The 11,440-nt window shown below is 62.0% G+C and carries 13 protein-coding genes; 8 read left to right on the plus strand and 5 right to left on the minus strand.

What is annotated here, in order from left to right:
• Nucleotides 1-3 precede the first annotated feature (3 nt).
• Nucleotides 4-834, plus strand: coding sequence for an AraC family transcriptional regulator (locus CAF74_RS13770; protein WP_085746700.1), 831 nt, complete (start codon nt 4-6; stop codon nt 832-834).
• A 4-nt stretch (nt 835-838) separates the two neighbouring features.
• Here CAF74_RS13770 and CAF74_RS13775 read toward each other — a convergent pair whose 3' ends face one another.
• Together CAF74_RS13775 and CAF74_RS13780 are read right to left on the minus strand one after the other, a co-directional pair.
• The gene (locus tag CAF74_RS13775) at nt 839-1,693 is read right to left on the minus strand and encodes a sulfurtransferase (protein ID WP_085746701.1); all 855 of its coding nucleotides are present in this window, start codon (nt 1,691-1,693) and stop codon (nt 839-841) included.
• A 28-nt stretch (nt 1,694-1,721) separates the two neighbouring features.
• On the minus strand, nt 1,722-2,393 hold the full coding sequence (locus CAF74_RS13780) for a TetR/AcrR family transcriptional regulator (RefSeq protein ID WP_007953407.1): 672 nt from the start codon (nt 2,391-2,393) through the stop codon (nt 1,722-1,724).
• Between the two features lie 146 nt (nt 2,394-2,539).
• On the opposite strand from CAF74_RS13780, the gene CAF74_RS13785 reads away from it, so the two are divergent.
• From CAF74_RS13785 to CAF74_RS13805, 5 genes are all read left to right on the plus strand, one after another.
• Complete coding sequence (locus CAF74_RS13785; RefSeq protein WP_085746702.1) at nt 2,540-3,970, plus strand: coniferyl aldehyde dehydrogenase; 1,431 nt, start codon at nt 2,540-2,542, stop codon at nt 3,968-3,970.
• A 24-nt stretch (nt 3,971-3,994) separates the two neighbouring features.
• The gene (locus CAF74_RS13790; RefSeq protein WP_085746703.1) at nt 3,995-4,540 is read left to right on the plus strand and encodes a twin-arginine translocation pathway signal protein; all 546 of its coding nucleotides are present in this window, start codon (nt 3,995-3,997) and stop codon (nt 4,538-4,540) included.
• Between the two features lie 42 nt (nt 4,541-4,582).
• On the plus strand, nt 4,583-6,178 hold the full coding sequence (locus tag CAF74_RS13795) for a GMC family oxidoreductase (RefSeq protein ID WP_085746704.1): 1,596 nt from the start codon (nt 4,583-4,585) through the stop codon (nt 6,176-6,178).
• Between the two features lie 115 nt (nt 6,179-6,293).
• Entirely contained in the window at nt 6,294-6,773 is a 480-nt protein-coding gene (coaD, locus tag CAF74_RS13800) for a pantetheine-phosphate adenylyltransferase (protein ID WP_007953414.1), read from the plus strand.
• A 102-nt stretch (nt 6,774-6,875) separates the two neighbouring features.
• Nucleotides 6,876-7,127 (plus strand): YfhL family 4Fe-4S dicluster ferredoxin, encoded by a 252-nt coding sequence (locus CAF74_RS13805; RefSeq protein ID WP_003195146.1) that lies wholly within the window; start codon nt 6,876-6,878, stop codon nt 7,125-7,127.
• Nucleotides 7,128-7,165: 38 nt separating this feature from the next.
• Here CAF74_RS13805 and CAF74_RS13810 read toward each other — a convergent pair whose 3' ends face one another.
• The 3 genes from CAF74_RS13810 to CAF74_RS13820 all read right to left on the minus strand — a co-directional run bounded on the left by CAF74_RS13810 (nt 7,166) and on the right by CAF74_RS13820 (nt 9,209).
• Nucleotides 7,166-7,489, minus strand: coding sequence for a hypothetical protein (locus tag CAF74_RS13810; protein ID WP_007953415.1), 324 nt, complete (start codon nt 7,487-7,489; stop codon nt 7,166-7,168).
• Nucleotides 7,490-7,558: 69 nt separating this feature from the next.
• Nucleotides 7,559-8,371, minus strand: a complete 813-nt coding sequence (mutM, locus tag CAF74_RS13815; RefSeq protein WP_007953423.1) for a bifunctional DNA-formamidopyrimidine glycosylase/DNA-(apurinic or apyrimidinic site) lyase — start codon at nt 8,369-8,371, stop codon at nt 7,559-7,561.
• A gap of 25 nt (nt 8,372-8,396) precedes the next feature.
• Nucleotides 8,397-9,209, minus strand: coding sequence for an HDOD domain-containing protein (locus CAF74_RS13820; protein ID WP_166673436.1), 813 nt, complete (start codon nt 9,207-9,209; stop codon nt 8,397-8,399).
• A gap of 227 nt (nt 9,210-9,436) precedes the next feature.
• Between CAF74_RS13820 and CAF74_RS13825 the strand changes: the two genes are divergently transcribed.
• Both CAF74_RS13825 and CAF74_RS13830 read left to right on the plus strand, forming a co-directional pair.
• Complete coding sequence (locus CAF74_RS13825; RefSeq protein WP_085746705.1) at nt 9,437-9,976, plus strand: type 1 glutamine amidotransferase domain-containing protein; 540 nt, start codon at nt 9,437-9,439, stop codon at nt 9,974-9,976.
• A gap of 123 nt (nt 9,977-10,099) precedes the next feature.
• A complete protein-coding gene (locus tag CAF74_RS13830; RefSeq protein ID WP_085746706.1) occupies nt 10,100-11,296 on the plus strand; it encodes a class I SAM-dependent rRNA methyltransferase in 1,197 nt (398 codons plus the stop codon).
• Nucleotides 11,297-11,440 lie beyond the last annotated feature (144 nt).

The raw sequence follows: 11,440 nt of genomic DNA on the forward strand, positions 1-11,440 counted from the left end.
GTCATGAGCGATCAGGGCGAGTCGATCCGTTTCTGGCAGGCCGCGCCTCTGGCCGGGGTCGAGCTGTTGACCGCGCGCTACATCGAGCATCGTTTCGCCCCGCACGTCCACGACGGTTATGTGATCGGCATGATCATGGCCGGCGCCCAGCGCTACCGTTATCGCGGCGCCGAACACCTGGCGGGCAGCGGTACGCTGGTGCTGATCAATCCGGACGAAGTGCATAACGGCCACAAGGGCACCGAGGACGGCTGGCTGTACCGGGCGTTTTATCCCGACACAGGGCAGATCGTCGCGCTGCTGAATGAGCTGGAACTGCCGACCGCACCGATGCCGGCTTTCGGCGCGACGCTGTATCGCGATCCGGACCTGGTCAACGGTTTCTGTCAGTTGCATCGCTTGCTGGAAAGCCCCGCCACCGCGCTGCAACAGCAAACGGTGTGGCGCGAAATGATGATGTTGCTGTTACAGCGTCACGCAGCGGTGCAGATCAACGGCAATCCCGGCAAAGAGCACCGCGCGGTGGCGATGGCCAAGGAGTTGCTGCACGCGCAACTGGCGGCGCCGCCCTCGCTGGAAGCACTGGCGGCGGCCGTGAACCTCTCGCCCTTCCACTTTGCCCGGGTGTTCCGTCGCGCCACCGGCATGCCGCCGCACAGCTGGCTGATGCAGCAGCGGATCGCCTGCGCGCGTGGCTTGTTGCAGAGCGGCTGCCTGCCGGTGGAGGTCGCCACGCAGCTGGGATTTGCCGACCAGAGCCATCTGAGCCGGCAATTCAAACAGGTTTACGGCGTGGGGCCGGCGGCCTATCGCAGCGCGCGGCTGGATCGCTGAGCGATTACTCGCCCGTAGCGATACCGCGCGCAGGATCGTTGATCCACTCGCTCCACGATCCGGCATACAGCGAACCCAACGGATAACCCGCCAGGCACAGGGCGAACAGGTTGTGACACGCCGTCACCCCGGAGCCGCAGTAAGCCACCAGATCGTTCGGGGAACGCTCGCCGAGTTTCGCGGCGAAACGCTGCTTGAGCTGATCGGCCGGCAGGAAACGCCCGTCGCTGCCCAGGTTGTCGGTAAACGCCGCGCATTGCGCGCCGGGAATGTGCCCGGCGATCGGGTCGATCGGTTCCACTTCACCCTTGAAGCGCGGCAAGGCGCGAGCATCGAGCAGGGTCAGGGCCGGCTGGCCGAGGCGCTGCTGCAATTGCTCGGCGCTGAGCAGCAGGCTCATGTCCGGCTGGCCGCTGAAATTACCCCGGGCCGCTGACGGTGGATCAAGACTCAACGGCAGCCCCGCCGCATGCCAGGCCTTGAGCCCGCCATCGAGAATGAACACGCCGTCACGCTTGCCTAGCCACGCCAGCAACCACCAGGCCCGCGCCGCATAGGCGCCCGGGCCGTCGTCATACAAAACCACGTCGCTGTCGTTATTGATGCCGAACGCTTGCAGGCGTTCGATCAGCGCCGCCGGCTCCGGCAGCGGATGGCGACCGGTCACACCCTTGGTCACCGGGCCGCTGAGGTCGCGTTCAAGATCGGCGAAATGTGCCCCGGCAATGTGCCCCTCGGCGTAGCTGCGCTGGCCGTAATCCGGGTCTTCGAGGGCAAAACGGCAATCGAGAATCACCAGCCCCGGTTGCGCCTTGCGGGCATCCAGTGCGGTCGGGCTGATCAGTTGCGCAATCGGCATAGCGAACGACTCCAGTGAGGAAATGGAATTACGGTCTTTCTTCGAGGGCCTGGGCCAGCGGCACGTAGAACTCTTCGAACAAGGCGTTGACCTCATCGCGGGCCTGCTCGGTGACGAACCCTGCTTCCAGCACCAGCACCTGATACACGCCACGCTTGATGGCCTGCTCGCTGAGGTGATTGGAATTCTCCCGGGTCGTGCACAGGAAGCGCACCCAAGAGGTGAGGATGATCCACGCGTTGAGGGTGAGGGATTCGATCTGCACGCGGTCCATCTTCAGGATCCCGGCGGCAACGAAGCCTTCGTAGATCGCCGCGCCCTGGATCACGCAGCGCTGGGAGAAGCGCCGATAACGCCCGGCCAGGTCCGGATCGCTGTCGAGCAGGTGCTCGAGATCGCGGTGCAGGAAACGGTAGCGCCACATCGCCGACAGCAGTTCCTTGAGATAGAAACGCTTGTCTTCGACCGTCGCGGCACGGCCCTGGGGCGGACGCAGGAAGCTGTCCACCAGGCTTTCGTACTCACTGAACAATACGGCGATGATCGCCTGCTTGTTGGGGAAGTGGTAGTACAGATTGCCCGGAGAAATCTCCATATGGGCGGCGATGTGATTGGTGCTGATGCTGCGCTCGCCCTGCTGATTGAACAGCTCGAGGCTGTTCTGCACGATGCGCTCGCTGGTTTTGATCCGTGGGGCCATGGCTTGAGCTTTAATTCAGAGTGCGTTGGGGGGCATCTTACGACCTATCCGGAGCGGGATAAAACCAGGATGCGCAAGGAAGCCATTTGACTTTCTAGAGCATAGACTCTAAAAAGTTCCTCAAAACAACATCTCCGGAGCTGCCAATGACTGCCGATATTGCCTACCTGCAAACGCTGCAACAGCCGCTGGAAGAGCTCAACCGGCTGTTCAACGCGCAGCGTGCCGCCTACGCCGCCAACCCGATGCCACCTGCAGCCCAGCGCCAGCAATGGCTCAAGGCCCTGCGCGATTTGCTGAGCAACGAACGGCAGGCCCTCATCGACGCGATCAGCTCCGATTTCAGCCACCGCAGCGCCGATGAAACCCTGCTCGCCGAACTGATGCCGAGCCTGCACGGCATTCACTACGCCAGCCGGCACATCAGCCAGTGGATGAAACCTTCGCGGCGCAAAGTAGGTGTGGCTTTCCAGCCGGCATCGGCGAAAGTGGTGTATCAGCCGCTCGGTGTGGTCGGCGTCATCGTGCCGTGGAACTACCCGCTGTTCCTGGCCATCGGCCCGTTGACCGGCGCGCTCGCGGCCGGCAACCGGGTGATGCTGAAACTCAGCGAATCGACCCCGGCCACCGGCCTGCTGCTCAAGGAACTGCTGGCGCGGATCTTCCCCGAAGACCTGGTGTGCGTGGTGCTCGGCGAGGCCGATGTCGGCGTGGCGTTTTCCAAGATGCGCTTCGACCACCTGCTGTTCACCGGCTCCACCAGCGTCGGCAAGCATGTGATGCGCGCAGCGGCAGAAAACCTGACACCGGTGACCCTGGAACTGGGCGGCAAATCCCCGGCCATCGTTTCCCACGACGTACCGCTCAAGGACGCCGCCGAACGCATCGCTTTCGGCAAGACCCTCAACGCCGGCCAGACCTGCGTGGCCCCGGACTACGTGCTGGTGCCGGAAACGCGCATCGGCGGTTTCGTCGAAGCCTATCGCCAGGCGGTGCGCGGGTTTTATCCGACGCTTGCCGACAACCCGGACTACACCGCAATCATCAACGAGCGCCAACTGGCGCGGCTCAACAGCTACCTCAGCGACGCCACCAGCAAGGGCGCGCTGCTGATTCCGCTGTTCGACCAGGGCCAGGGCCGGCGCATGCCGCACAGCCTGTTGCTGAATGTCAGCGACGAGATGACGGTGATGCAGGACGAAATCTTCGGCCCGCTGCTGCCGATCGTGCCGTATCAGGATCTGGATCAGGCATTTGCTTACATCAATCAGCGGCCACGTCCTCTGGCTCTTTACTACTTCGGCTACGACAAGCGCGAACAGAAGCGCGTACTCAGCGAAACCCATTCCGGTGGCGTCTGCCTCAACGACACGCTGCTGCACGTGGCGCAGGACGACATGCCGTTCGGCGGCATCGGCCCGTCTGGCATGGGCCATTATCACGGGCACGAAGGTTTCCTGACGTTCAGCAAGGCCAAGGGCGTGCTGGTCAAACAGCGCTTCAACGCGGCGAAGCTGATCTACCCGCCGTACGGCAAATCGATTCAGAAACTGATCCAGAAACTGTTCATTCGCTAACGTCACCGCCGGGTAATAACAACAATGCACCCAAGCCTGACCGAAACACCTGCCCTGTCGCGCCGTGGCCTGCTGAAATTCAGCCTGGGCGCCACGGCTTTTCTCGCCACCGCCGGCCTTGGTGCCAGCCTGAGTGGCTGTTCGTCGAGCGTATCGGCCAACGGATTCACCACGTTGCGCAGCGGTGATCTGCTGTTTCTGCGCGCGCTGATTCCGGTGATGCTGGATGGCGCCGTTGCTGCGGAAAAGCTGCCCGCCGCTGTCGATGGAACCCTGAAGTCGCTGGATTACAGCCTCGATCACCTGTCGCCGGAAATGCTCAAGCTCACCCGGCAACTGTTCGATGTGCTGGGCATGGCGGTGACGCGCGGGCCATTGACCGGAATCTGGGGCAGTTGGGAAAACGCCAGCCCCGAGGCGATCCGTCACTTTCTAGAACGCTGGGAAAACAGCTCGCTGAGCCTGCTGCGCATGGGCCACAGCTCATTGCTGCAAATGGTGATGATGGCCTGGTACACCCGCGCCGAATCCTGGGCCCATTGCGGTTACCCCGGCCCGCCCGCCGTTTGAGCCTGGCGACCCACGCAAAACAATAATAAGAGAACCTGATCGATGCCCGTACCCGACCCGTTTCGCGAAGGCCTTGCCCGTGGCTGGAAAACCTACAACGGCGCGCAACTCACCGATGACCTGACCCTGGAAGCCGACGTCGCCATTATCGGCAGCGGCGCCGGTGGTGGCACCACCGCGGAAATCCTCAGCGCCGCCGGCTATAAAGTGCTGCTGATCGAAGAAGGCCCGCTCAAGACCAGCAGCGATTTCAAACTGCTGGAAGACCAGGCCTACAGCAGCCTCTATCAGGAAGGTATCGGCCGCATGAGCAAGGATGGCGCGATCACCATCCTTCAGGGCCGCGCGGTCGGCGGCACCACGCTGATCAACTGGACATCGAGTTTTCGCACGCCCGAGCCGACCCTCGAACACTGGGCCAAAGAACACAACGTCAAAGGCCACAGCCCCGCCGACATGGCGCCGTGGTTCGAAAAAATGGAGCAGCGTCTCGGCGTCGCCCCGTGGATGGTGCCGCCCAACGCCAACAACGACGTGATCCGCAAAGGCTGCGAACAGCTCGGCTACAGCTGGCACGTGATCCCGCGCAACGTGCGCGGCTGCTGGAATCTCGGCTACTGCGGCATGGGCTGCCCGACCAACGCCAAGCAATCGATGATGGTCACGACCATTCCGGCAACGTTGGAAAAGGGTGGTGAGCTGCTTTATCTGGCCCGGGCCGAAAAGCTGTTGATCAGCGGCGAAAAGGTCACCGGCCTGCAATGCATGGCGATGGACGAACGTTGCGTCGAGCCGACTGGACGCACGATCACCGTCAAGGCGCGGCATTACGTGCTGGCCGGCGGCGGGATCAACAGCCCGGCGCTGCTGATGCGTTCGGATGCACCGGATCCGCACAAACGGCTGGGCAAGCGCACTTTCCTGCATCTGGTGAACATGTCCGCAGGGCGTTTCGACGAGGTGATCAACCCGTTCTACGGTGCGCCGCAGTCGATCTACTCGGACCATTTCCAGTGGAAGGACGGCACTACCGGCCCGATGGCCTACAAACTCGAAGTACCGCCGCTGCACCCGGCGCTGGCCGCCACGTTGCTCGGTGGTTTCGGTCAGGAAAGCGCGCAACACATGGCGAACCTGCCGCATACCCACGCGATGCTCGCCCTGCTGCGCGACGGTTTTCACCCGGATAGCCAGGGCGGCAGCGTCGAATTGCGCGGTGACGGCTCGCCGGTGCTCGACTATCAGGTGTCGCCTTACACCTGGGAGGGTTTGCGCCGGTCTTTCCACAGCATGGCCGAGATCCAGTTCGCCGGCGGCGCCAAAGCGGTGATGCCGATGCACGCCGATGCCCGCTACGTGAACAGCCTGGCCGAGGCCCGCTCGTTGATCGACACCCTGAGTCTGGAGCTGTATCGCACCCGCCTGGGCAGCGCTCACGTCATGGGCGGTTGCGCCATGGGCGAGGACCCGAAAACAGCCGTCACCGACAGCCTCGGCCGCCATCATCAACTGAGCAATCTGTCGATTCATGACGGCTCTTTGTTCCCCACCAGCATCGGCGCCAACCCGCAGTTGTCGGTGTACGGTCTGACGGCGCAACTGGCGACATCCCTCGGCGAACGGTTGAGAAACCCGTGAAAAAGGCGAAAATTCCGATCGTCTATAGTGCTTTCTTACCCAACAGGCGACTTTCCCGACCGGGACGGCTGCGATACCATCCGACTCCCCAACGGATTCCCGCCAGGACGACGCGATGAACCGAGTGTTGTACCCAGGTACCTTCGACCCTATTACCAAGGGCCATGGCGATCTGGTCGAACGCGCCTCGCGCCTGTTCGACCACGTGATCATCGCCGTCGCCGCCAGCCCCAAGAAGAATCCGCTGTTCCCGCTGGAACAACGGGTCGAGCTGGCCCGCGAGGTCACCAAACACCTGCCGAACGTGGAAGTGGTCGGCTTCTCGACGCTGCTGGCGCATTTCGCCAAAGAGCAGAACGCCAACGTGTTCCTGCGTGGCCTGCGCGCGGTGTCGGACTTCGAATACGAATTCCAGCTGGCCAACATGAACCGCCAGTTGGCCCCGGATGTGGAGAGCCTGTTTCTCACCCCGTCCGAGCGTTATTCGTTCATTTCCTCGACCCTGGTGCGGGAAATCGCGGCCCTGGGCGGCGATATCAGCAAGTTCGTCCACCCGGCGGTGGCCGAAGCTCTGACCCTGCGCTTCAAGAAGTAACGACCGTTCAAACGGCGCCCGCGTGCACTACGGGCGCCAATGCGGCACAATTGCGCGCATTGATTCATAGCGCCCGGGCTCCCCGCCCCGGCTGGAGTTAGCATGTCCCTGATCATCACCGACGATTGCATCAACTGCGACGTCTGCGAACCCGAGTGCCCGAACGCCGCCATTTCCCAAGGCGAAGAGATCTACGTGATCGACCCGAACCTGTGCACCCAGTGCGTCGGCCACTACGACGAGCCGCAGTGCCAGCAGGTCTGCCCGGTGGATTGCATTCCACTGGACGAAGCTCATCCGGAGACTGAAGAACAGTTGATGGAGAAGTACCGCAAGATCACCGGCAAGGCTTGAGCCACTGAATACGATCGCAGCTCCCGGCTGCGATCGCGTCATTCGCGCTGCTCGAATCCCTCCCCTGTGCAGCCCAGGCATCGCACGAACGCCGCTTTCGCCGGCGCCACCACCAGCGCCTCCCCCGCATCGCCAATCCCGCCACCCAGCGCGGTGAACGGCAACGACACCACGAACGCCCCGGCACCGATCACCGTTGCCACCACCAGCAATGGTCGGGCAATCAGCAGATCGCCGAGCATGGCGTAGGCCGGTGGATTCTGGATGGCGTAACGCGGATCACCGCTGCCGCCTTCCGTGGCCTGAACGGTCAGGCTGAAGCACAGCAGCAGGGCGACGATGAGGGTTTGCAAGGACTTCATGGCACGATCCTTCGAGCTGAACAGTGAGACAACTCACTATAGACCGTAGGACTTTTTCGGAGTCTTTGCTCAGCTCTGGCAGCGCGGGCACCAGACGCTCGCGCGCTGACCGAGCTTCATTTCCCGCAGGCCCGTTCCGCAGACCTTGCAGTGCTCGCCGCCGCGACCGTAGACAAACAGTTCCTGCTGGAAATACCCCGGCTGCCCGTCGCCACCGATGAAATCACGCAACGTGGTGCCGCCGCGCTCGATGGCGGCAGCGAGGATGCGTTTGATCTCGATCGCCAGCTTCAAATACCGCGCCCGGGAAATGCCTTTGGCTTCGCGACGCGGATCGATACCGGCGGCGAACAGCGCTTCGGTCGCGTAGATATTGCCAACCCCCACCACCACGGCGTTGTCCATGATGAACGGCTTGACCGCCATCGAGCGCCCGCGCGACAGCTGATACAAGCGCTCGCCATCGAACAGATCGGTCAACGGCTCAGGCCCCAGGCGAATCAGCAATTCGTGATTGAGCGGGTCGGTGCTCCAGAGCATCGCCCCGAAACGCCGCGGATCGGTGTAGCGCAGGGCCAGGCCCGACTCCAGTTCGATATCGACATGCTCATGCTTGGCCGCTGGCATCCCGACCTCAACCAGCCGCAAGTTACCCGACATGCCCAAGTGGCTGATCAGCGTGCCGACTTCGGCGTTGATCAGCAGATACTTGGCGCGCCGCTCGACCAGCACGATGCGCTGCCCGGACAGGCGCACATCGAGGTCTTCGGGAATCGGCCAGCGCAGCCGCCGGTCACGCACGATCACCCGGCTGACGCGCTGGCCCTCCAGGTGCGGGGCGATGCCGCGGCGGGTGGTTTCGACTTCCGGCAATTCAGGCATGGGGGTCTCGAATCAGTTTGCTAAATCAGTGTGCGCCAAGTTCGCGGATGGTTTGCTTCAACGTTTCGAAGTCGTAATCCGAGAGGCCGATGTATTCCAGCACCAGCGGCCCGACGGCCTGCCATTCGAAGTCTTCGGTCTGGTTGCCCAGCACCCGGTACGACGCGCAGATGTGCTCGGCCATTTTCAGGATCGCCAGCAGGTTTTTCATCTGGCTGTTGCGCGAAGTTTCATCGCTGAAGATCGCCAAGGCATTGTGGTGGTTGGCGATGGCCGCGCTGACATGCTCCGGCAGGCGCCAGGATTTGGCGGTGTAGTAACCGACCACCGAGTGGTTGGTGTTGTAGACATCGTTCTCGGTGTCCACGACCCGGCGCTCGGCACTCGCATTGGCATAGGCCGTCTCCAGCGTGGTCATGTAGTCGGGGAAACGCTGAAGCATCAGCGGCACGCCGCAATCATGGAAAAGACCCAAGGCATAAGCCTCGTCGCTCGCCTCGGTGCCAACGCGCTTGGCCAGGGTCAGGCAGGTCATGGCCACGTCCTGGGCGGTGTCCCAGAAACGGTTGAGGGTGACGATGGTGTCATCGTTCATTTCGCCCTTGATCGACATCGCGTTGATCAGATTGATGATCGAGCGACTGCCCAACAGATTCACCGCGCGCTTGATCGAGGTGATCTTGTTGCTCAGGCCGTAATAGGGCGAATTGACGATTTTCAGCAGCGAGCCGGACAGGCCAGGATCCTGGGAGATCAGCTTGGCGATCGTCTCCAGGTCGGGGTCGGGCATGTACTGCTCCATTTGCAGATCCACCATGATCTGCGGCTGCGCGGGCACGCTGATGCCTTGCAGGGACTGTTGAATCTGTTCGGTGGTCAGCTCTTGGGACATAAGTACACACTCTGGGACAGGCGGCGATTCTAACCTCTAAAAACCGACGGACGACACACCAGTGGGCAATTCGCAGGAACTTTCACTTTCCACCAGCCTTCGGAATCTGTAGTGCCCGGAGCAGTTCCCCATCTGTCGCGGGCAGTAATTCCAACAGACTCAGGAGCTTAACGATGGCGACTTCTCTCAGCGGCAAGCGCGTCGCTTTTCTGGTAACCGACGGTTTCGAGCAGGTTGAACTGACTGGCCCCAAAAAGGCACTGGAGCAGGCGGGAGCGCAGGTTGACATCCTCTCCGCCGAAGCCGGCAGCGTCAAAGGCTGGAATCACGATAAACCTGCGGACGACTTCAAGGTCGACCAGACCTTCCAGGGCGCAAGCATCGATCAATACGATGCCGTGGTGCTCCCGGGCGGTGTGCAGAACTCTGACACCATCCGCATCGACCAGGACGCCCAGCACCTGGTCAAGACCGGTGCGTCCGCCGGCAAGCCGATCGCAGTGATCTGTCATGGCAGCTGGCTGCTGATTTCGGCAGGGCTGGTCAATGGCAAGACCATGACCAGCTACAAGACCGTCAAGGACGATCTGGTGAATGCGGGGGCGAACTGGGTTGATCAGGAGGTAGTAAAAGACGGCCACCTGATCAGCAGCCGCCAACCGGACGATATTCCGGCGTTCAGCAATGCGCTGATCGACGCGCTGTCGGCATAGAGCATAAGCGTATGGATACGGGGCGGGCCTGCTCGTGATGAGGTCAGCCGCGTTTCATCGCACGCCAAACCCGGCATAAGGCGCAACACGGTATACTCCCGCTCTTTTTTCCGGAGCGACGTCATGTCCCTGCCTAGCTTGCGCCTCAAAGCCAACGCCGACCGTCGCCTGCGCGCCGGTCACCTGTGGATCTACAGCAACGAAATCGACGTGGCCGCGACCCCGTTGCACGGCTTCAAGGCCGGCGACCAGGCGATCCTCGAAGCCGCCGGCGGCAAGCCGCTGGGCATCGTCGCCATGAGCCCGAACAACCTGATCTGCGCGCGCCTGCTGTCGCGCGACATCAAGCTGCCGCTGGACAAGTCGCTGCTGGTGCATCGCCTGAACGTAGCCCTGTCGCTGCGCGAGCGCCTGTTCGACAAGCCGTTCTATCGCTTGGTCTACGGCGATTCCGACCTGCTGCCGGGTCTGGTGGTCGACCGTTTCGGCGACATCCTCGTGGTCCAGCTCGCCTCGGCGACCATGGAAGCCCATAAAGATGACGTGATCGCGGCGCTGACCCAGGTGCTCAAGCCAAGCGGCATCCTGTTCAAGAATGACTCCGCCGCGCGCGATGCCGAAGGCCTCGAGCGTTACACCGAAACCGTATTCGGCGTGGTGCCGGAGTGGGTGGCGCTGGAAGAGAACGGCGTGAAGTTCGAAGCGCCAGTGGTTCAAGGTCAGAAAACCGGCTGGTTCTACGACCACCGCATGAACCGCGCCCGCCTGGCCCCTTACGCCAAAGGCAAACGCGTACTGGACCTCTACAGCTACATCGGTGGCTGGGGTGTGCAGGCTGCTGCATTCGGCGCCAGCGAAGTGTTCTGCGTCGACGCATCGGGCTTCGCCCTCGACGGCGTTGAGCGTAACGCCGCACTGAACGGCTTCGCCGACAAGATGACCTGCATCGAAGGCGACGTGTTCGAAGCCCTGAAAGAACTCAAGGCCAGCGAAGAGCGCTTCGATGTGATCGTTGCCGACCCGCCTGCGTTCATCAAGCGCAAGAAAGACCTGAAGAACGGTGAAGGCGCCTACCGTCGCCTGAACGAGCAAGCCATGCGCCTGCTCACCAAGGACGGCATCCTGTTCAGCGCTTCGTGCTCGATGCACCTGCCGGAAGACGACCTGCAGAACATCCTGCTGACCAGCGCCCGTCACCTGGACCGCAATATCCAGCTGCTGGAGCGTGGCGGTCAGGGTCCGGATCACCCGGTACACCCGGCCATCCCGGAAACCCGCTACATCAAGAGCATCACCTGCCGCCTGCTGCCGAACAGCTAACGGTATCGATGCGTATAAAGAAGGGGAGCCTGGGGCTCCCCTTCTTTTTGCCTTTAACGTTGCTTTCCTACACTTATTGTCCTGCAGACTTGCAGGATATTTCCGCGAATACTTTATTTACTGAAATTTAACTTACACACCCAT

It is taken from the genome of Pseudomonas sp. R45(2017), from assembly GCF_002112305.1.
In the GTDB taxonomy this organism is placed as follows: domain Bacteria; phylum Pseudomonadota; class Gammaproteobacteria; order Pseudomonadales; family Pseudomonadaceae; genus Aquipseudomonas; species Aquipseudomonas paraglycinae.